Below are 19572 nucleotides of genomic sequence, written 5' to 3' on the forward strand. Positions count from 1 at the left end.
TTAAAAAAAATATTATGGCAAAGCAATTGAAAAAATGGCAAGGTTGGATACTCTTCGGAGGATCTATGGCAGTAGTCTTTATCCTGGGACTGCTTGTGTCGTCGCTGATGGAGCGCAGGGCCGAGGTGGCCAGTGTGTTCAACAACAAACGTACTGTGTTTGAGGATGAAATAATCGCTCAGAACGAGAAGTTCAAGGCTGACTATCCGCGTGAGTACGAGACGTGGGCGATGACAGAGGACACCACGTTCAAATCAAAGTACAACTCGTCGCAGGAGGTAGATGTGCTTGAGCAGCGTCCTGAGATGGTGGTGCTGTGGGCTGGCTATGCCTTCTCGCGCCACTACAATTCCCCTCGTGGACATAAGCACGCCCTTGAGGATATGCGCAAGATTCTGCGTACGGGTAATCCAGGCATTATGGTAAAGACTGCCGATGGAAGCGATTCTATCGCCGTAGATATGCAGCCCGCCACCTGCTGGACGTGTAAGGGACCCGATGTGCCTCGCATGATGCGCGAACTGGGTAATGGTAAGGATCAATTTGATCCTGCTAACTTCTATGCAAAGAAGTGGAGTGAGTTAGGAGCTGAAGAGGTGAATACCATCGGCTGCTCAGACTGTCACGATGCCCGCACCATGGATTTGCGCCCTGCCCGTCCTGCCCTCTACGAGGCCTTTGCCCGTCGTGGTCTGGATGTGAAGAATGCTACCCATCAGGAAATGCGTTCGCTGGTATGCGCTCAGTGCCACGTGGAGTACTACTTCATCAAGCCTAACGACGAGAAGAATCCCGGCAAGGCCAACTATCTGGTATTCCCGCACGACAAGGGATTAACCTGCGAGGCTGCCGAGGAATACTACGACGAGATTGGTTTCTACGACTATATCCATCCGCTATCTGGCACGAAGATTCTGAAGGCTCAGCATCCGGGTTGGGAGATGTCGCAGCATGGTATCCATGCCCAGCGCGGCGTATCGTGTGCCGACTGTCACATGCCCTATAAGCAGGAAGGTGGCGTGAAGTTCTCTGACCACCAGATTCAGTCGCCATTGGCCAAGATTGACCGCACTTGTCAGACCTGTCACCGTCAGGATGCCGAGGTGCTGCGCCAGAATGTGTACGACCGTCAGGAGAAGTGCAACGAGGTGCGCAACCGTGCCGAGCAGGAACTGGCCCGTGCCCATTTCGAGGCTAAGTTCATCATCGACAAGGGAGCTACAGAGGCTGAGATGGCTCCTATCCAGGCTTTGTTGCGCAAGAGCCAGTGGCGTTGGGACTATGCCATCGCCTCTCATGGTGCTACTTTCCATGCGCCTCAGGAAGTTACCCGTCTGCTCTCCCACTCTGTCGACTATGCCCAGCAGGCCCGTTTGCTCATCGCCCGCGTAGCCGCCAAGCACGGACATACCGAAGCCATCCCTGTGCCTGATTATAGCACCAAGGCAAAGGCTCAGGCTGCCATCGGTCTCAACATGCAGAAGCTGAACGAGAACAAGCAACGCTTCCTGCAGGAAATCGAGCCCAAGTGGATTGAAGAGGCGAAAAAGAACGGAAAACTGATTGAGATCTGATGTGGACGAAACCCTGGACATTTAAGGAAGGCTTCCTCATTGGAGGAGGCCTTATCTTTGCAGGACTGATGCTGGAACTGAGCGTGGGTCCTGTAATGTGGGATGCATTTGCGTGGCCAGCTAACGCCATTGTGCTGGCAGGACTCTTTGTGATGTTGACAGCGATGGCGTACTTGCGTAAAAAAATATATGCCTTCCAATGGATGACAACGTATCAAGCAGCCATCCCAGCTATGGTATATGCTGTTGCGCTGACCATTATCATGGGACTGACACGACAGCAAGCAAACGGCACGTGGCTGAACAATATGCTGTCGTTCTGGCCGTTCGTACTTATTTATGTGTATATCACGGTGATTCTGGGACTCACCATCCATCGCAGATTACGTCAAATATTCAGAGGTGAGTGGTCGATGAAGCGCGATGTACCTTTCTTATTGAACCATCTCGGCCTTTTCATAGCATTGACCACTGCCACGCTTGGCAATGCCGACATACAGCGCGTAAAAATGATTAGTAGCGTTGGCGAACCTGAATGGCGCGCAATGGAGCAAGGAGGTGCTATCAAAGAAATGGATCTGGCCATCGAACTGAAGAAGTTCATCATGGAAACCTACGACGACGGCTCGCCCAAGCGCTTTGCTTCGGAGATACAGATACTGACGAAGACGGGCAAGAATATCGAGACTACCATTGATGTGAACATGCCCTACGAGGTGGACGGCTGGAAAATCTATCAGTACGGCTACGACACGCAGATGGGGGCTCAGAGCCAGATATCAATACTCGAACTGGTGAGCGACCCGTGGCTGCCATTTGTCTATACAGGTATTTATATGATGCTGGCAGGAGCGGTTTGTATGTTTGTTATTGGTGGGAGGAAACGCGTATGAGTTGGGAGCATTTTATATATTTCGCAATTGCAGCGGTACTGCTTTGGGCCGTGGGTGCATGGGCTGCGTGGAAGAGTAAAACTGGTATGGCCTACGCGACAACTGTCTTGGGCTTGCTCTTTTTCTTCTCGTTCATCCTCTCTATGTGGATCTCGCTGGAGCGACCGCCACTGCGCACGATGGGCGAAACGCGACTCTGGTATTCGTTCTTCCTGCCGTTGGCGGGTCTCATCGTCTATTCGCGCTGGAAGTACAAGTGGATCCTGTCGTTCTCAACCATTCTCGCCCTGGTATTTATCTGTGTAAATCTGTTCAAACCGGAGATACACGACAAGACGCTGATGCCCGCCCTTCAGAGTCCTTGGTTTGCGCCACATGTTATCGTCTATATGTTCGCCTACGCCGTACTCGGTGCGGCGGCAGTGATGGCTATCTATCTGCTCTTTATCAAAAAGAGTGACATCGCTGACCAAGAGTTTGACATCACGGACAACCTCGTTTATGTCGGTCTTGCCTTCCTCACCATAGGCATGCTTTTTGGTGCCCTATGGGCCAAGGAGGCATGGGGCCACTACTGGTCGTGGGATCCTAAAGAAACGTGGGCTGCCATCACTTGGCTAGCCTACCTCATCTACGTCCACTACCGCCAGTTACAACTCCATCGTGAGCGGCTGGCCCTTTGGATAATCATCATATCGTTCGTACTCTTACAAATGTGTTGGTGGGGTATCAATTACCTGCCATCAGCCCAAGGTTCAAGTGTACATACTTATAGCATTAGTGAATAAACAACTATGAGAAAAGCAAGTAGAGAGATGGATGCCGCCTTCGCTTTGGAGGTGTTAGATAAGGCACCATACGTTACAGTCAGCATGATTAAATCAGATGGGAGTCCATACGGATTACCTCTTTCGTTGGTACGCACAGACGAGAAAACCTTCTATTTCCATTGTGCCTTGGAGGGTGACAAGTTGGACTGCATTCGTCACTGTCCGACTGTATTCCTCTCGGCAGTTACTAAATGTGCGCCTACGGTTGGCCCTAAAGATGGAAGTTTTACGCTACAATACAAATCTGCAACCGCCGTAGGCAAGGCAGAGATTGTGACAGACCACGAAGAGAAGATTGCTGGTCTGAGAGCTATCTGCCAGCGTTTTCTCCCTCATCATATGGATGCTTTCGATGATGCTATTGCCAGAAGTCTCGAACGGACAGCAGTGGTTAGGATTACTCTGACTGAACCTCCCGTTGGTAAGCGTAAACAGTATGATAAACAGGGTGAAGAAATGAAATATGGCAGAATGAAATGACCAGGATTGAGCAAGAGAAGCGAATAGTCCGTAAGATGATTGAGCTGTATTGTCGCCATCATCTTCATCAGGACACAATGCCGGATGAATACTTGCATCTGGCAGACTTCGCTTGTCGTCGTCTTGATCATTGCACGTATGGCGAACAGAAGACAGCTTGCAAGGATTGTCCTACCCATTGCTATGCTCCTAAAGAGCGCGAGGCCATCCGTGAAGTGATGCGCTGGGCAGGGCCAAGAATGATATGGTATGCCCCAAAGGATGCCTTCATTCATTTTTTTCATATAGTGAAACACTGGCTCCAGTCGCTCTCTTTTAGAACTGGTGTTATTGTTCTTTTGTGCTGCATACCCTTCTATATCCTTTCCTTCGCCCAGATGCTGCTACCAACAAGTGTTGCTGCAAAGGGAATCTTATGGACTATACTATTCGGATTGGCTAAGACCTGTCAATATGGAGGTCTTACAATTCTTGGTGTTGAGGGCTACAAGCGGTTAAAAAATAAACTCAAAAAGAAAAAAGAATAAATGGAAACAAGAAAACAAATAGCAGCAGAGAAAAAGAGGTGCAACAGCCATAATTGCGCCCAAGCAATTCTTCACACCTACGCAGATATAGCTGGAATCAGTGAGGATGAAGCCATGAACATTGCTGGGGCTTTTGGTGGTGGTATGGGTAATATGGAAGGTACATGTGGCGCACTTGTTGGATCTGGCCTCGTTCTGGGATTAGTTAACAAAGATAAGGCAAAGTCCATGAAACAGATGCGTCAGATAATGACCAAGTTCCAAGAGAGAAACGGAGCCACACAATGCAAGCTGCTGAAAGGTATCGGAACAAAGGTGGTACTCAGAGAATGTCCTGACTGTGTAGCTGATGCAGCAGAATTTCTTGAAGAACAATTAAATGGGTAGAAGTCAAATATGCAGATAATTCTTGCTTCCGCAAAAATCATGAACGACAAGCTAAAGTCTGTTCCTGACGTTAGCCTGTCAACACCTCGTTTCCAGAATGAGGCAGATGCTTTTGCCAGGGACATGAGCCAGTATTCCGCAGAGACGATAGCCGAAATGCTGGGCTGTAGTCAGCAGATTGCCGTACAGAACAGGCTCAGGTTCATGCAGTTCTTCGATGAAAAGCCAAAGCTTCCAGCTATCCTTGCCTATCATGGTCAGGCTTACAAGCACCTGAAGGCTGAGACGCCGAATGTGGATGACCTCAATTATGCCCAAGGGAAGTTATGGATTACCTCGTTCCTCTACGGTCTGCTTCGTCCTTTGGATGGTATTCTGCCTTATCGAATGGAGGGTCATGTGGAACTGCCATGCGGAGCTGGGCAAAACATGTTCGGTTTCTGGAAGAGCCGCCTGACAGATGTCCTGATTGATGCCGTGAAAGCGGATGGCGGCATCCTGATTCACCTTGCCACTGAGGAATACCAACACCTCTTCGACTGGCAGCGTGTCCGTCGGGAAGTCCGTATTATTCAACCATTGTTCTATATCCGTAAGGGGAGCGATTTGAAGATACAGGCCGTATGGGCAAAGACCTGCCGGGGAGCCATGACGCGATTCATCATCGAGAACCGAATCGATAAGCCGGAAGATCTTTGTGCCTTCAGATATGAAGGCTTTGTCTATGAGCCAACTCTTGGTGAGCCGGATTTCCCGCATTTTATAAAGGAATAGCTTACGAAAGAGTAAGTTGTATCAGCCATAGTTCTCAATGGCTGTTACTATCAGTTTCCTGTCAGCCATGAAAGCCTTGTAAGCTGTTTTGACCAGACTCCAGTTCCTCGTCAGCAAGGCTATGCCTATACATTTCTTTATAGTTGTCCAAAAGGCATTACGATTGGTACGCATATAGTCCCTGATAATCTCCTTGTCGCCAACACCGTATGATTTCAGTAGTGCCATGCTGGCAATACCTGTCCTGTCTTTGCCAGCCGTACAATGAAACAGCGTCGTAATGCCTTTATCAGCATTCGCTCTTAATGTCTCAACGACTTGATTCAGATGACTGCGGGAATACCCGTCAGTCACTATATCCGTATAGAGTGCCGTGAAGTCTGGTATCATCTCCTTCAGTTTCTCAGGATGCTTGCGGAGATTACGGATGATGGTCATGGGGTCAGAACCTGTCTCATGGGTAATGCCGACGGCAGCATCCTTCAAGAGAGGTATTTGCAGGTATTCTACTCCTTCAGGCAACGGGTCTGGAAACTCGGCTGCCTCCACTGGCGTACGCAGGTCGATGATGCATTGGATATTGTACCTCTTGCAGAGTTCGGCGCATTCGGTTGGTGTGAGTATGCTGAGTTTGCCACTACGCAGAAACAGCCCTTGGGGAATAACATCATCTATTCCACCAAGGTCTCGTAGGTTCAACTCAGATCTTTTTGCCACGGTCTATCTCAGATAATCCTTTGCTTTTCTATCAAGTTCCGACCATGCCCTTCAATACTCCGACGACCTGAAAGGTGTTGACCAGAGCGCGTGGATCATGCGGCGCTTCATCGACCTGTTGCAGCAAGGGCTCATCCGCCAGCATCGCACAGTAGAGTATTACGCCTCGCGCCTGAATATCACACCCAATTACCTCACGGAATGCTGCATCAAGACGAGCCGTCATAATGCCAGTTTCTTCATCGAGCACTTCACTGCCGAAGAAATTGCCCGCCTGCTGAAACGCGAAGACCTGTCGATTACGGATGTAGCCTATCAGCTGGATTTCAACACCACCAACTACTTCACCCGCTACGTGAAGCGCGTTCTTGGCATGACTCCCAGCCAGTATAAGGCAAAGTTTAGCGTAAAAAAATAGGGAAAATCACCCCATCAGTAATTTGTATAAACCTTTCAGTAATTTGTTTAGCGATGGTTCGGTGAAATCGTCGTACCTTTGCAGCCGAGAACAAATAACAGTATTAATAACTTAAAAAAAATTGCGGTTATGAAGAGAATAATTATCATTACGGGTGGTACAACAGGTATCGGTAAGGCTACGGCTTACCAGTTTGCAAAGAACGGTTGGAATGTGGTTATTACAAGTAGAAGTGAAAAGAAGGGTCAGGCATTCGTCGAGGAAGCCAAGAACGAGGGGTTGGATATGACCTTCTTCCAGTTGGATGTGACGAACGAGGAGCAGGTGGCTCAGGTCATCGAGCAGACGGTGGCCAAGTTCGGCAAGCTGGACAGCATTGTCAACAACTCTGGCATCTCGCTGGGTGCCGCACCGCTGGCTGACACCGAGACGGACGAGTTCAAGCAGCAGCTGGACACCAACGTCCTGGGCGTTTATTACGGCATGAAGTATGCCATCCGCGCCATGCTGAAGACGGGCGGTGGCACGATTGTCAATCTGGCATCTATCGCAGGACTCAACGGACTGATTTACACCGCACAATATTGCGCAACTAAGCACGCCGTGGTGGGACTGACCAAGGCTGCTGCCATCGACTACGCCCAGCAAGGTATCCGCATCAACGCCGTTGCTCCCGGTGCCATCAAGACCGACATCCTGAAGCACGCTATCGAGGCTGGGGCTTATGATGAGAAGGGCATTGCTGCCATCCATCCGATGAATCGCATGGGCGAGGTGCAGGACATTGCCCTGGCTATCTATTATCTGGCTAGTCCCGACAACAAATTCCTGACAGGTACCATCCTCAACGTTGACGGCGGTTATAATTGTAGATAATATGGAACTGATTGACTATACCAACAAATGGTTGACTGGCGAAATTCAGGAGGATCTGGCAATGGTTGCAGGAGGCGTGGTATGCCTCCTGCTGGCCCTTGTGGCATGGCGTTGGGGCTCGTCGGAGTCGGCTCGCGCCATCATTCTGCCATTGACGGTGGTGGCGGTAATCTTTATCGGAGGAGGAGCTGCATTAGCCTATAATAATCATCAGCGGAGCAAGCAGTTCGTGGAACAATACCAGGAGTCGCCTGAGAAGTTTCTGGAGAGCGAGAAGGCTCGCGTGGCTGCTTTCATGAAGATCTATCCGCAGACCATCATCGTCTCTGCCGTCATGATGGTCATCGCTGTCTGCGTGTTCACCTTCTGCGATAAGCCCTGGCTCCGAGCATCTGCCCTTGCGCTCATCCTTGTAGCCCTCACCGCCCTGACAATTGATTTCTTCTCGAAGGAGCGTGGCGTGATTTATCAGCAAGAGTTGGACACCGTGAAGATAGAAAATGTAGGATGATAGTCATTATCTGCGAAAAAATTTGTATCTTTGCGCCATGAAGATAAGACAAATCCATTTCCCCACCGTGTCGGCATTCATGCATGCCCTCGGACGTGACGATGTCCGCCATCCGCTCATTGAGGTCATCCATCTCGACGACCTTGCTGATTGCAGCTCGTTTGGCAACACCCGCTATACGTTTGGCTTCTACTGCGTGGTTTACAAGGATGCACGCTGCGGCACCGTGCGCTACGGGCGCAACGAGTACGACTACGACAACGGCACGCTGCTCTTCTTCGCCCCCGACCACGACGTTGAGCTGGGCACGCTCGAACAGAGCTACCAGGGCGTGATGCTCATCTTCTCGCCGGCACTGATGCAGGGATTATCGATGTCGCCCTACACCTTCTTCGGCTATTCAGTCAACGAGGCCCTGCACGTATCGGAGCGTGAGCGCCAGCAGCTGCACGACATCCTCGGCAACATCGAGACAGAGTTGGAACGCGGCATCGACCGCCACACCCGCCAGCTGATGGCGCAGAACGTCGCCCTGATTCTGAACTACTGCGTGCGCTTCTACGACCGCCAATTCATCACCCGCGAACCCGTCGACAGCCAGCTCATGCAGCGCTTCACCGTCCTGCTCGACGACTATTTTGCCCGAGGCCTAGCCGCACGTCAGGGAGTGCCCACCGTGCGCTACTTTGCAGACACGCTGAACCTCTCGGCCAACTACTTCGGCGACCTCGTAAAAGCCCAGACGGGCAATAGTCCGCAGCAGCTCATCCAGCAGCACCTCATCGCTCAGGCCCGCCACCGCCTCACCACGACCACCGACACCGTCAGCCAGATAGCCTACGCCCTCGGCTTCGAGTACCCCCAGTACTTCTCCCGCCTGTTCAAAAAGCAGACCGGCCAGACCCCGCAGGAGTTCAGGGCTCAGGCGTAATGGTGGAATTAAATCGACAGAAATCTACTGTTGTGACAGCCAATGTTTAATGACGTTTAAATAATTGTCAGCATCAATTAATCGAGTTTAAAATCGGTGCCATCCTGACCGAATCCGAGTGCCATTTTGACAATCGGCATGCAAGTTGCTTTTAGGTGAGTGAAAGCCGACGCTAAATAGGCCGAGGCAATCAACAACATACGTTAAACTAAAAGTATAATTAGGAGGTATTGATTATGTTGAACGGATTAATGAAAAGCAATGGTTGGTTCCCAACAATGTTTGATGATTTCTTTAACACTGATTTCATGCCTCGTGCCAACAGTACAGCACCCGCAGTCAATGTCAAGGAGACAGACAAGAGCTATGTAATGGAACTTGCAGCTCCAGGCATCAAGAAAGAATATTGCCGCGTAGGTATCAATGACGAGGGCAACCTTACTATCGCCATCGAAAACAAGCAGGAACACAAGCATGAGGACAGTCACCGCCACTACCTGCGCCGTGAGTTCAGTTACTCGAACTACGAGCAGAACTACGTGTTGCCTGACGATGTTGTGAAGGACAAGATCTCAGCCAAGGTGGAGGACGGCATCCTGACTATCACCATGCCGAAGACCGAGCCGAAGGAGAAAGTCACCAAGGCCATTGAGGTATCATAAAGTGATTCTATTTCAAAACAGCAAGACCCCGACCTGCAGAAATGCAAGCCGGGGTCTCTTGGATGTTGTAATACAACAATAACACTATATGTCTGTTTATCAGACACATACTTTAACATCTCCTTGGATAGTTTAGGAATCGCTATTTTCAGAATTCTCCGAGTTTTGGATGAGATTTGGGTCTGATTTTGGGTAACGGAGAAATAGAAAATCCGCGTAACTTATTGATAAACAACTAGTTACGCGGATTTATCAGCGGAGAGAGAGGGATTCGAACCCCCGGTACCTCTCGGTACGGTAGTTTTCAAGACTACTGTAATCGACCACTCTACCATCTCTCCAGTGCTCTACTATCTTGAAAGCGGGTGCAAAGGTACGGATTATTTTGGAAATGAACAAATTTTTTGGCAACTTTTTAAAAAATATTTGGAAAATCGCTCACTTATTCGTACCTTTGCAGCGTGATTTATCCAAATAACTTCGAACATAAGCTCGGCTTCGATGAGATCAGACGACTGTTGAAAGAGCGCTGTCTGAGTACTCTCGGCAAAGAGAAGGTAGATGAAATAGCCTTCTCTACGGATGCCGATGTGATCAATGAATGGCTCGCACAGGTAAGGGAATTCCGAAGGCTGCAGGAAGAGAAAGATGACTTCCCGATGCAGTATTTCTTCGATGTACGACAGGCCATCATGCGCATCCGACTGGAGAACACTCATCTGGAGGAGGACGAGGTTTGGGACTTACGACGCTCACTGGAGACCATCACCAACATTGTGAAGTATCTCAATGATGCGGGAGAGGTCATCGGCGACCCTGTGGCCGACATGGCTTTGGCAGAGTACAAGTATCCCGCCCTGCAGAGACTGACGGAGGGTGTGATGACCTTCCCTGCCATGATTCGTCGCATTGACTCGATACTCGACAAGTTTGGAAGAATCAAAGACTCAGCCTCGATGACCCTTGCCAGCATCCGTCATGAGCTGGAGAAGACACAAGGCAGCATCTCGCGTACATTATATACTATATTGCATGCGGCACAAAAAGACGGGCTTGTGGACAAGGACGCCGCCCCGACCATGCGCGACGGTCGACTGGTATTGCCGGTAGCCCCATCCGTGAAGCGCAGAATCAGCGGTATCGTACACGATGAGAGTGCCACGGGAAAAACCGTGTTTATCGAGCCTGCCGAAGTGGTGGAAGCCAACAACAAGGTGCGTCAGCTGGAGGCAGAAGAGCGCAGGGAGGTGATCCGCATCCTCACGGTGTTCACCGATGAAGTAAGACCCTACGTCAGCGATATTCTCAACGCCTACCAGCTGTTGGCACAGATAGACCTGATACACGCCAAGGCAGAATGGGCGCGGCTTACGAAGGCTTTTGAGCCCATCGTGAACAACCTGCCCTACATCGATTGGATTCACGCCGTTCACCCCTTGTTGCAACTCTCGCTTGAGAAGAAAGGTGAGAAGGTGGTACCGCTGGATATCAGGCTCCAAGGAGACAGGGAGCCAGGAAGACAAGGAGACAAGAATATCGGACGTCTGCTGATTATATCGGGTCCGAACGCGGGTGGAAAGTCGGTATGTCTGAAGACGGTCGGACTGTTGCAGTATATGCTCCAGTGCGGCCTGCCCATTCCCATCGGCGACCGTAGCATGACGGGCATCTTCCATCATATCCTCATCGACATCGGCGACGAGCAGAGCATTGAGAACGACCTCTCAACTTACTCCAGCCACCTGATGAACATGAAGCAGATGATGCGTCAAGCCAACGATAAAACGCTGCTGCTGATTGATGAGTTTGGCAGCGGAACGGAGCCAACCATCGGCGGAGCCATCGCAGAAGCCATGCTGAAGCAGTTCTGGAAGAAGCAGGCCTTCGGCGTGATTACCACCCACTATCAGAACCTGAAGCACTTTGCCGAGGACCATGAGGGTGTGGTGAACGGAGCGATGCTCTATGACCGTCATGAGATGCAGGCACTCTTCCAACTGGCCATCGGACAGCCCGGCTCGAGCTTTGCCATCGAGATAGCCCGCAAGACCGGCATCCCTGAAGAGGTGATCAAAGACGCCTCAGACATCGTAGGTTCTGACTATATCCAGAGCGACAAATATCTGCAGGACATCGTACGCGATAAACGGTATTGGGAAGGCAAGCGGCAGACCATCCACCAGCACGAGAAATCACTGGAGCATAAAATCAACCGCTATGAAGACGAGCTCAACGAGATCGACCGTCAGCGGAAGGAGATACTGCGCAAGGCCAAGGAGGAGGCCGAAGAACTATTGCGCGAGAGTAATAAGAAGATAGAAAATGCCATCCGTGAAATCAAGGAAGCTCAGGCAGAGAAAGAGCGCACACGCCAGATCCGTGAAGAGCTCGACAGCTTCAAGGAGCAGGTGGCAGACATCGATACCCGCGATAATGACGAGGCCATAGCCCGAAAGATCCGTCAGATTCAGGAGCGAAAAGAGCGTCGTGAAAAGCGAAAGGCCGAGAAGAATGCTTCGACAGGCTCAGCACCCAAAGACGCTGCCGCTACTGCTACTAAGAAGCCTACGGACAACCAACCGATAGCCGCCGGCGACACCGTGAGGATCAAAGGACTGAGCTCAGTGGGTGAGGTTGAGTCCACAGACGGCAAGATGGCCACCGTGATCTTTGGCGGCATGAAGACCAAGATGCGCCTGGAGCGCCTGGAGCATGCCGAGAAGCCCAAAGCACAGACCACCAAGGCCGAAGAGCGCAACAACAATATCGCAGGCTCGTATGCCACCGTTTCAAGAGATACCCGCGATGTCATAGACAACCGCAAGCTCAACTTCCGCCAAGACCTCGATGTGAGAGGCATGAGAGGAGACGAAGCCATCAATGCCGTGACTTATTTCATCGACGACGCCATCCTTGTGGGCATGCCCCGCGTACGTATCCTCCACGGTACCGGAACGGGCGTTCTACGCCAGTTGATACGCCAATATCTGGCTACAATTCCCAACGTGAAAGCCTACCGTGACGAGCATGTCCAGTTCGGCGGAGCAGGCATTACCGTGGTGGATTTAGACTAACAAAATTCTTATTTTGACCATTTCCTTTCTCTTGACATAAATTAAGTGTACGTACACAATTATCATAAAAAGACCTAAAAAATTTGGCTAACTCATTGATTCTTTGTAACTTTGCACCCGAATCTAAAGGATAACGCGGCTCTTGTGATGAGAATCCGCCTAAAGTATAGAGCTTATGATAGTAATAAAGAAAGCAATGTTTAGCTTGATGGCTCTGTTGCTTGTGAGCACGATGGCCTTTGCGAAAGGAAAGACTACAAAGAGTTCAACATCAAGTTTTGACTGGAGCCCTGTAATGGAAGCAATCATTCAGGTTGAAAGCAATGGAAATCCCAACGCCGTGAGTGGAAACTCGGTTGGCGCAATGCAGATTACTCCGATTCTTGTAAAGGAATGCAATGACATTCTGAAAAAGCAGAAGAGTAAGAAGCGTTACACGATGGACGATCGCTACAGCATCGGAAAATCAAAGGAGATGTTCCTATTAATTCAGAAGTACTATAACCCTGAGAACTGCATTGAAAAAGCTATTCGCTCTTGGAATGGAGGAATGAAGTACAGTGTGAGGGCAACCAACCGGTACTACAAAAAGGTTTTAGCACAGATGAAGTAATGGATAAAAGAAACGCGGACCAATTATGGTTCGCGTTTCTTTTTTATAAACCATGGAGAAAAGAAAAGCAGCCTCCCGGCTGCTTCAGAGTTGCGGAGGCAGGATTCGAACGTGCGACCTCCAGGTTATGAGCCTGGCGAGCTACCAACTGCTCCACTCCGCGATGTTATTTTCAGGGCTTTTCTTGAAAAGCGGTGCAAAGGTACGACTATTTTTTGAAATAGCCAAATATTTGAGTATTTTTTTTATAAATTCTCACTTTTCTCAACTTTTTCCGCCTTTTTTCTTGCGTAATTCAAAGGAAAAATGTAATTTTGCACACAGAAAGTAAGTGTGCAATTTTGCAATAAGACAAGGAGGAAACAGATATGTCAATATCCAAGACCAGACAAAAGCTTGTAGATGTGGCCCGCCAGTTGTTTGCAAAGAACGGACTGGAGAACACCACGATGAACGACATTGCGATGCAATCAGGCAAGGGTCGTCGTACACTCTACACCTATTTTAAATCCAAGGAAGAAATCTACTATGCCGTCATTGAGAGCGAGCTGGAGCGACTGAGCGACAAACTCGACGAGGTGGCAGCACGCAAGATTCGGCCGCAGGACAAGATCATCGAACTGATCTACACCCATCTGAGCATGATTCGTGAGACGGTGGTCAGAAACGGAAACCTGCGCGCAGAGTTCTTCAGAAACATCTGGATGGTGGAGAAGGTGCGTAAGCATTTTGACGATGCAGAAATTGAACTCTTCCGTAAGGTATACACCGAAGGAAAGGAAGACGGAGAATTCGACATCGATAATGTAGACCTTGTAGCCGACATCACCCACTATTGTATCAAGGGGCTGGAAGTACCTTATATATACGGGCGTATCGCGCACGGGATGAAGGAGGAGGACACCAAGCCACAGGTAGCCAAGGTGGTGTATGGCGCACTGGGTAAGTTCAGGAGAAATTGATTAAACATTAAATATTTAAGATTTTAGAAATTATGGGATTATTAACTGGTAAGACAGCGCTTATTACTGGTGCTGCACGCGGTATCGGAAAAGCTATCGCACTGAAGTATGCCTCTGAGGGCTGTAACATCGCATTCACCGACCTTGAGATCAACGAGGAGACAGAGAAGGAAATCGCAGCCCTGGGCGTGAAAGCCAAGAGCTATGCCTCTAACGCAGCTGACTTTGCCCAGACCGAGGAAGTGGTAAAGGCCGTCAAGGAGGAGTTCGGAAGCATCGATATTCTGGTGAACAATGCCGGCATCACCAAGGACGGACTGATGCTGCGTATGACTGAGCAGCAGTGGGATGCTGTGATTGCCGTGAACCTGAAGTCGGCATTCAACTTCATCCACGCTTGTGTGCCCGTCATGATGCGTCAGCGTGGCGGAAGCATCATCAACATGGCTTCCGTAGTAGGTGTGCACGGTAATGCCGGACAGGCTAACTACGCTGCCTCAAAGGCTGGACTGATTGCCCTGGCCAAGAGTATTGCTCAGGAGATGGGTCCCAAGGGTATCCGTGCCAACGCCATCGCTCCAGGCTTCATTGAGACAGCCATGACAGCTCAGTTGCCCGATGAAGTTCGTGAGCAGTGGAAGCAGAAGATTCCCCTGCGCCGTGGTGGTCAGGTTGAGGATATCGCCAATGTGGCTACATTCCTTGCTTCTGATATGTCAAGCTACGTCAGCGGTCAGGTCATTCAGGTCGATGGTGGCATGAACATGTAGTTCATTGAACATTGATCATTATGGAGGTCGTTTACGAGGACAACCATATTATCATAGTCAACAAGCAGAGCGGGGAGATCGTTCAGGGTGATAAGACTGGCGATCGCCCCCTTTCTGATATTGTGAAAGACTATATCAAGGAGAAGTACCAGAAGCCGGGAGCAGTGTTCCTTGGTGTGGTGCATCGCCTGGATCGTCCCGTTAGCGGCCTCGTGGTCTTCGCTCGCACCTCGAAAGCCCTCACACGCCTGAACAAGATGTTTGCCGAGGGAGAGGTTCACAAGACCTATTGGGCCATCGTCAAGAATACTCCGCAAGCTAATGAGGGAACACTTGAGCACTGGCTCGTGAGGAATGAGAAGCAAAACAAATCGTACGCCTACAATCAGGAGAAGCCGAATGCAAAGAAGGCCATCCTAAAATATAAGGTGATAGGTCACAGTGACAACTACACATTGCTTGAAGTGCAGCTGATGACGGGCCGTCATCACCAGATACGCTGTCAGTTGGCTGCGATGGGCTGTCCCATCAAAGGCGACTTGAAATACGGCGCTCCCAGGAGCAATCCTGACGGCAGCATCTCCCTGATGTCCAGGCGCGTGGAGTTTACCCATCCCGTCTCGAAAGAAACCATCATTGCCGAAGCACCCATTCCGAAGGATCCTCTCTGGCAAGGCATGAAGTGAAGCATCAAGATTGAAATGTGAAGATTGAATAACCTAAGGCCGATATTACTATCCATTGTTCTCTTTGCAAGCATCGGTGTCTGTGAGTCACAAAGCAATGAGTCGCGCAAAGAACAAGGTTTCACACTGCGAAAGCAGCATGACAGCCTTTATTGGTTGAACGACTGGAAGCTCCCCTACCCTGTCTACCAGTTTCAGACGGGCGACGTTGACGGCGATGGAAGTATTGACGCCATGGTTGGGGTTATCAAGTCAACGCGTTTCTATCCTGAGAAGGCCCGCAGGATATTCATCTTCAAAGAGGTCCATAAGAAAGCTCGCCCCATGTGGTTGGGATCCAAGCTAGGAGGCATCCTTGAAGACTTCCGTTTTATCGATGGTAAGATACGGGCATTAGAATCGACCACCGACTCGCTCTATGTGGTATCCGACTATGTATGGGGCGGCTTCGGTATGAAATTCGACCACTATATAATAAAAGGTGTAGACAAACAAACAGCATTAAAAACCTATAGCCAATGAAAAGATTACTATTTCTCGTCTGTGCAGCAGCCTTGATAACAGCCTGCAGCCAGAAGCAAAGTCTGGTGACGTCAGTACCTCCATCGCAGATTGATGTGGAGAAGTTGATTGACAGTATTGATTACAACATGGACGTGAGCGGCCTCTCGCTGGCAGATGTCCGTACATTGCGTCATGCACCTGCAGCCCAACGCGGTCTGCCTTTCATGGATTCTTACCTGCGAGGCATCTACTCAGCCACTACCTGGTATGACTCACTGATGTGGGTATTTGATGAGAAGGTGGAAACGGCTGGCCTTAGTTCAAAGGAGGACGAGTCATGGCGTGACTTCTACTTTCGCGTCATCGAAGAGAAAAACCTGTTGAACTACAACGATCAGGAAAAAGCCTTTATTAAACGTATGGAGGCTCGTGAGACAGAACTCAAGAAACAGAACTTCGAGGTTCCCGAGGGTCTGAGAGTAAACATGACCAACCTGTTGAATCCCTCACAGATCAAGGAGTTTGACCAACAGCTGAGCCAGCAGCTGAGCGAAGACGGCTTTGCCATCGTACCCGCTCTGAATGCACAACTGTTTCAGGTCTATGAGCAGAACGACTACAATGAATTCCCCAACTTCGTGACTACCGACCTCTACCTGCAGCTCTATCATCTCTATATCGACTGCATGCTGAGGGAGTTGGAAATGTATCAGCTCTTCCCGATGATGGTGGATTACAGCTACGAGATGCTTCAAGAGATGAAAAAGATTTACCAGCGGACTGAGAACGGAACGGAATTGGAACGTGCCGCTGCTCACAGCGTGAGGTTTTTCACGATTGCCGAGACACTCTTAAGAGGGATGAAATACTTCGACCCGGGCAATGACGAGATTATTGCCGAGGAGGTAGAAAAAGCCGTGAAAGCCGTTGATGGCCCAAGCAATTTCATGGCCGACTATAAGGAAGTGACCTTTGCCTATAGCCTCTTCCGTCCGCGTGGCCATTATACCCGCAACCACGTGCTTGAAGAGTACTTCAGAGGTATGATGTGGCTGCAGAGCGTACCCTTCGGCATGGACCATGAAGACGAAATAAACGCTGCCGTGATGATTGCCTGCGTCATGAAGGACAATAAGAGTGTGCGAGATAAATATGAGAAGTTTGACCGTCTGATTACCTACCTGATGGGCAAGCCCGACAATCTGAGCATCCAGCAGGTGATTGCCGAGGTGGAAAAAGCCGGTCTGCCTATGGAAGAACTGCTCAAGAACAAGCAGGCTATGAGCAAGCTGAAGAAGAACCTCGAGAATATCGGTAATGAGCAGACTCGTATCCGTCCGAAGTTCGAGAAGACCAGCCATAACAAGATCTGTATCATGCCCCAGCGCTACCAGCCAGATGCAGAGGTGCTGCAGGAAATGGTAGACTATGACAACAAGCCCACCCTACGAGCCACACCTAAGGGACTTGACTTCATGGCAGCCATGGGTGTTACAGCCGCCGAAAAGATCCTGATGGAAGAGAAGACCGACTGGAAGGATCTCGGCAAGAACCTCAAACTGATGAAGAAGCGCATGGGTGAGATTGACTGGAATGAGAACATCGCCACCCAATGGATGCAGACGCTGAAGATAATGACCGACAAGGATAAGGGCGGCAAACTACCCTACTTCATGCAGAATCCGGAGTGGAGCAAGAAAGACCTGAACGCAGCCCTTGCCTCTTGGGCAGAGTTGAAACATGATGCCATCCTCTATGCCAAGCAGCCAATGGGTGCAGAGTGTGGTGGCGGTGGTCCCCCAGAGCCTGTCGTAAAGGGGTATGTAGAGCCCAACGTGGCCTTCTGGAAGAAAGCCATCGAACTGCTAGACAACACAGAGAAGTTGTTGAAGAGCCAGAATCTGCTAACCGAAAAGATTAGTGATGCCACGGAGCGCATGAGAGATGAAGCCAAATTCTTGCTTCAGCTCAGTGAGAAGGAGTTGGCAGGCGAAGAGCCGAGCGAAGAAGAGTACGACCAGCTGAAGTATATCGGTGCCTCCTTCGAGAATATCAGCCTGGACCTGCTGCGCGAGCCCAAGCAGATATTGAGTGGCTGGACTGACGTACAAGGTGTTGACCGTAAGGTTGCCATCGTTGCCGATGTCTATACAGCCAATGCCGACAACAACCCCAACAAGTCTATCCTCTTCGAGGCTGTGGGTGATGCCGATGAGATCTACGTGGTCGTGGAGATTGGCGGCTATCTATATCTGACGCGTGGTGCCGTACTGAGCTATCGCGAGTTTATCCAACCCATCGACCAACCCCGTAAGACAGACGAAGAGTGGCAGAAGGAACTGGAGAGCAATCCTCGCAAGGGCGTGCCCGAGTGGATGAAGCGCATCATCGTGCCACTGAACAAGATGCCGGAGCCGAATGAGGAAGTATTCTATAGTTCTGGCTGTTAGTATACTGTTGGGTGTGTCAGCACAAGCTGCTGACACACTCAGCATCGTCTTCACCGGCGATATTCTGCTGGATCGTGGAGTGCGCCGCGTGATTAACCATCATGGAGTCGGCCATCTCTTCTCGGAGGGTGTCGACTCCGTGTTCCGTTCTGCACAAATAGTCGTAGGCAATCTTGAGTGCCCTGCCACAAAAATCGAAGCACCTGTTTTCAAACGTTTCATCTTCAGAGCCGAGCCGGAATGGCTTGACACCCTCAGACAGCATGGCATCACCCATCTGAACCTGGCTAATAACCATGCAATAGATCAAGGGCGTGAGGGACTGATGGACACCCGTAGGAATATCATCGAGGCAGGAATGGTGCCCATCGGTGCAGGCGAGAATATGCAGGAGGCTTCAAAACCTGTGCTGTTGGCAGAACATCCGAGAAGGGTATGGCTCTTACCTTCGTTACGATTGGCGCTTGAAAACTATGCCTATCTTACAGACAAGCCCTGCGTCAGTCAGGAGCCGATGGACTCCTTGTTGAATCGCGTTCACCGGCTGAGACAAGCGGACTCTACGGCGGTCATCATCGTCTCACTCCATTGGGGAGGCGAACATACGTTGGAACCTGTCATCTCCCAGCGTCACGTTGCCCATCACCTGATACTCGCCGGGGCCGATGCGCTTATCTGTCATCACACCCACACCCTGCAAACCATTGAGGAATTTCGTGGCAAGAAGATCTACTATAGCATTGGCAACTTCATTTTCGACCCCACACGCTCCCTCAATGCCAAAGCCTGTATCGTAAGTCTAAAAATCACTCCTGACACCCTCCTCACAGAGTCACTACCTGTGGAAATACGCCATTGTGTACCTTATCTAAAAGATAACCAACACATTTTTGACAAGAAATGATGCGTATTTCGTAGAAATATCGTAAATTT

21 protein-coding genes and 2 tRNA genes are annotated in these 19572 nt (G+C 50.0%); 20 read left to right on the top strand and 3 right to left on the bottom strand.

Features of this window, described 5'->3' with window-relative positions:
- Window positions 1-14 precede the first annotated feature (14 nt).
- The 7 genes from nrfA to BMY16_RS00575 are packed head-to-tail and all read left to right on the top strand — an operon-like array spanning window position 15 to window position 5465.
- Window positions 15-1574, top strand: a complete 1560-nt coding sequence (gene nrfA / locus BMY16_RS00545) for an ammonia-forming cytochrome c nitrite reductase (protein WP_091838646.1) — start codon at window positions 15-17, stop codon at window positions 1572-1574.
- Window positions 1574-2467, top strand: a complete 894-nt coding sequence (locus tag BMY16_RS00550) for a cytochrome c biogenesis ResB family protein (protein ID WP_091838648.1) — start codon at window positions 1574-1576, stop codon at window positions 2465-2467. The genes nrfA and BMY16_RS00550 overlap by 1 nt, the downstream gene beginning before the upstream one ends.
- Window positions 2464-3255 carry a cytochrome c biogenesis protein CcsA gene (gene ccsA / locus BMY16_RS00555; RefSeq protein WP_073211487.1) on the top strand — a complete coding sequence of 264 codons (792 nt, stop codon included), beginning with the start codon at window positions 2464-2466 and terminating at the stop codon, window positions 3253-3255. The genes BMY16_RS00550 and ccsA overlap by 4 nt, the downstream gene beginning before the upstream one ends.
- 6 nt (window positions 3256-3261) lie before the next feature.
- Window positions 3262-3777, top strand: coding sequence for a pyridoxamine 5'-phosphate oxidase family protein (locus tag BMY16_RS00560; RefSeq protein WP_028913134.1), 516 nt, complete (start codon window positions 3262-3264; stop codon window positions 3775-3777).
- A complete protein-coding gene (locus tag BMY16_RS15900) occupies window positions 3774-4304 on the top strand; it encodes a nitrous oxide-stimulated promoter family protein (RefSeq protein WP_091838651.1) in 531 nt (176 codons plus the stop codon). Before BMY16_RS00560 ends, BMY16_RS15900 begins: the two co-directional genes overlap by 4 nt.
- On the top strand, window positions 4305-4691 hold the full coding sequence (locus tag BMY16_RS00570) for a C-GCAxxG-C-C family protein (RefSeq protein ID WP_073211496.1): 387 nt from the start codon (window positions 4305-4307) through the stop codon (window positions 4689-4691). It abuts the gene before it with no gap.
- 9 nt (window positions 4692-4700) lie between these two features.
- The gene (locus tag BMY16_RS00575; RefSeq protein WP_091838653.1) at window positions 4701-5465 is read left to right on the top strand and encodes a YaaA family protein; all 765 of its coding nucleotides are present in this window, start codon (window positions 4701-4703) and stop codon (window positions 5463-5465) included.
- 21 nt (window positions 5466-5486) lie between these two features.
- Here BMY16_RS00575 and BMY16_RS00580 read toward each other — a convergent pair whose 3' ends face one another.
- Entirely contained in the window at window positions 5487-6182 is a 696-nt protein-coding gene (locus BMY16_RS00580; protein ID WP_091838656.1) for a tyrosine-protein phosphatase, read from the bottom strand.
- Between the two features lie 97 nt (window positions 6183-6279).
- On the opposite strand from BMY16_RS00580, the gene BMY16_RS00585 reads away from it, so the two are divergent.
- The 5 genes from BMY16_RS00585 to BMY16_RS00605 all read left to right on the top strand — a co-directional run bounded on the left by BMY16_RS00585 (window position 6280) and on the right by BMY16_RS00605 (window position 9580).
- On the top strand, window positions 6280-6600 hold the full coding sequence (locus BMY16_RS00585; protein ID WP_091838658.1) for a helix-turn-helix domain-containing protein: 321 nt from the start codon (window positions 6280-6282) through the stop codon (window positions 6598-6600).
- Window positions 6601-6729: 129 nt separating this feature from the next.
- Window positions 6730-7476 carry an SDR family NAD(P)-dependent oxidoreductase gene (locus tag BMY16_RS00590; RefSeq protein WP_091838661.1) on the top strand — a complete coding sequence of 249 codons (747 nt, stop codon included), beginning with the start codon at window positions 6730-6732 and terminating at the stop codon, window positions 7474-7476.
- Window position 7477: 1 nt separating this feature from the next.
- On the top strand, window positions 7478-7987 hold the full coding sequence (locus BMY16_RS00595) for a hypothetical protein (RefSeq protein WP_091838664.1): 510 nt from the start codon (window positions 7478-7480) through the stop codon (window positions 7985-7987).
- Between the two features lie 37 nt (window positions 7988-8024).
- Window positions 8025-8918 (top strand): helix-turn-helix domain-containing protein, encoded by an 894-nt coding sequence (locus BMY16_RS00600; RefSeq protein ID WP_244512795.1) that lies wholly within the window; start codon window positions 8025-8027, stop codon window positions 8916-8918.
- 236 nt (window positions 8919-9154) lie between these two features.
- Window positions 9155-9580 carry an Hsp20/alpha crystallin family protein gene (locus BMY16_RS00605; protein WP_091838666.1) on the top strand — a complete coding sequence of 142 codons (426 nt, stop codon included), beginning with the start codon at window positions 9155-9157 and terminating at the stop codon, window positions 9578-9580.
- Window positions 9581-9836: 256 nt separating this feature from the next.
- Here BMY16_RS00605 and BMY16_RS00610 read toward each other — a convergent pair.
- Window positions 9837-9921: transfer RNA gene (locus BMY16_RS00610), tRNA-Ser, on the bottom strand.
- 120 nt (window positions 9922-10041) lie between these two features.
- On the opposite strand from BMY16_RS00610, the gene BMY16_RS00615 reads away from it, so the two are divergent.
- Both BMY16_RS00615 and BMY16_RS00620 read left to right on the top strand, forming a co-directional pair.
- The gene (locus BMY16_RS00615) at window positions 10042-12654 is read left to right on the top strand and encodes an endonuclease MutS2 (RefSeq protein WP_091838669.1); all 2613 of its coding nucleotides are present in this window, start codon (window positions 10042-10044) and stop codon (window positions 12652-12654) included.
- 175 nt (window positions 12655-12829) lie between these two features.
- A complete protein-coding gene (locus BMY16_RS00620; protein WP_170835954.1) occupies window positions 12830-13267 on the top strand; it encodes a lytic transglycosylase domain-containing protein in 438 nt (145 codons plus the stop codon).
- Between the two features lie 90 nt (window positions 13268-13357).
- Here BMY16_RS00620 and BMY16_RS00625 read toward each other — a convergent pair.
- Window positions 13358-13430 (bottom strand) — tRNA-Met (locus tag BMY16_RS00625).
- A gap of 205 nt (window positions 13431-13635) precedes the next feature.
- Between BMY16_RS00625 and BMY16_RS00630 the strand changes: the two genes are divergently transcribed.
- From BMY16_RS00630 to BMY16_RS00655, 6 genes are read left to right on the top strand one after another with little or no spacing between them, the layout of a single operon-like run.
- Window positions 13636-14229 (top strand): TetR/AcrR family transcriptional regulator, encoded by a 594-nt coding sequence (locus tag BMY16_RS00630; protein ID WP_091838672.1) that lies wholly within the window; start codon window positions 13636-13638, stop codon window positions 14227-14229.
- A 32-nt stretch (window positions 14230-14261) separates the two neighbouring features.
- Window positions 14262-14999: a 3-oxoacyl-[acyl-carrier-protein] reductase gene (gene fabG, locus BMY16_RS00635; RefSeq protein ID WP_091838675.1), complete on the top strand. Its 738-nt coding sequence runs from the start codon at window positions 14262-14264 to the stop codon at window positions 14997-14999.
- A gap of 20 nt (window positions 15000-15019) precedes the next feature.
- Window positions 15020-15685 (top strand): RluA family pseudouridine synthase, encoded by a 666-nt coding sequence (locus BMY16_RS00640; protein ID WP_091838678.1) that lies wholly within the window; start codon window positions 15020-15022, stop codon window positions 15683-15685.
- A 24-nt stretch (window positions 15686-15709) separates the two neighbouring features.
- Complete coding sequence (locus BMY16_RS00645; protein WP_244512798.1) at window positions 15710-16207, top strand: hypothetical protein; 498 nt, start codon at window positions 15710-15712, stop codon at window positions 16205-16207.
- Window positions 16204-18639 (top strand): DUF3160 domain-containing protein, encoded by a 2436-nt coding sequence (locus tag BMY16_RS00650; RefSeq protein WP_091838681.1) that lies wholly within the window; start codon window positions 16204-16206, stop codon window positions 18637-18639. The genes BMY16_RS00645 and BMY16_RS00650 overlap by 4 nt, the downstream gene beginning before the upstream one ends.
- Complete coding sequence (locus BMY16_RS00655) at window positions 18608-19543, top strand: CapA family protein (protein ID WP_091838685.1); 936 nt, start codon at window positions 18608-18610, stop codon at window positions 19541-19543. Before BMY16_RS00650 ends, BMY16_RS00655 begins: the two co-directional genes overlap by 32 nt.
- The last annotated feature ends 29 nt before the right edge of the window (window positions 19544-19572 follow it).

The sequence above is a fragment of the Prevotella sp. ne3005 genome (genome assembly GCF_900110085.1).
Lineage (GTDB): Bacteria > Bacteroidota > Bacteroidia > Bacteroidales > Bacteroidaceae > Prevotella.

Bases quoted from the DNA above. Each gene is read 5' to 3' on its own strand.
- BMY16_RS00575 (WP_091838653.1), top strand. From the start codon at position 4,701: ATGCAGATAATTCTTGCTTCCGCAAAAATCATGAACGACAAGCTAAAG.
- BMY16_RS00655 (WP_091838685.1), top strand. From the start codon at position 18,608: ATGAGGAAGTATTCTATAGTTCTGGCTGTTAGTATACTGTTGGGTGTG.
- BMY16_RS00585 (WP_091838658.1), top strand. From the start codon at position 6,280: ATGCGGCGCTTCATCGACCTGTTGCAGCAAGGGCTCATCCGCCAGCAT.
- BMY16_RS00620 (WP_170835954.1), top strand. From the start codon at position 12,830: ATGATAGTAATAAAGAAAGCAATGTTTAGCTTGATGGCTCTGTTGCTT.
- BMY16_RS00605 (WP_091838666.1), top strand. From the start codon at position 9,155: ATGTTGAACGGATTAATGAAAAGCAATGGTTGGTTCCCAACAATGTTT.
- BMY16_RS00630 (WP_091838672.1), top strand. From the start codon at position 13,636: ATGTCAATATCCAAGACCAGACAAAAGCTTGTAGATGTGGCCCGCCAG.
- BMY16_RS00550 (WP_091838648.1), top strand. From the start codon at position 1,574: ATGTGGACGAAACCCTGGACATTTAAGGAAGGCTTCCTCATTGGAGGA.
- fabG (WP_091838675.1), top strand. From the start codon at position 14,262: ATGGGATTATTAACTGGTAAGACAGCGCTTATTACTGGTGCTGCACGC.
- BMY16_RS15900 (WP_091838651.1), top strand. From the start codon at position 3,774: ATGACCAGGATTGAGCAAGAGAAGCGAATAGTCCGTAAGATGATTGAG.
- BMY16_RS00570 (WP_073211496.1), top strand. From the start codon at position 4,305: ATGGAAACAAGAAAACAAATAGCAGCAGAGAAAAAGAGGTGCAACAGC.
- BMY16_RS00560 (WP_028913134.1), top strand. From the start codon at position 3,262: ATGAGAAAAGCAAGTAGAGAGATGGATGCCGCCTTCGCTTTGGAGGTG.
- BMY16_RS00650 (WP_091838681.1), top strand. From the start codon at position 16,204: ATGAAAAGATTACTATTTCTCGTCTGTGCAGCAGCCTTGATAACAGCC.
- nrfA (WP_091838646.1), top strand. From the start codon at position 15: ATGGCAAAGCAATTGAAAAAATGGCAAGGTTGGATACTCTTCGGAGGA.
- BMY16_RS00600 (WP_244512795.1), top strand. From the start codon at position 8,025: ATGAAGATAAGACAAATCCATTTCCCCACCGTGTCGGCATTCATGCAT.
- ccsA (WP_073211487.1), top strand. From the start codon at position 2,464: ATGAGTTGGGAGCATTTTATATATTTCGCAATTGCAGCGGTACTGCTT.
- BMY16_RS00590 (WP_091838661.1), top strand. From the start codon at position 6,730: ATGAAGAGAATAATTATCATTACGGGTGGTACAACAGGTATCGGTAAG.
- BMY16_RS00640 (WP_091838678.1), top strand. From the start codon at position 15,020: ATGGAGGTCGTTTACGAGGACAACCATATTATCATAGTCAACAAGCAG.
- BMY16_RS00595 (WP_091838664.1), top strand. From the start codon at position 7,478: ATGGAACTGATTGACTATACCAACAAATGGTTGACTGGCGAAATTCAG.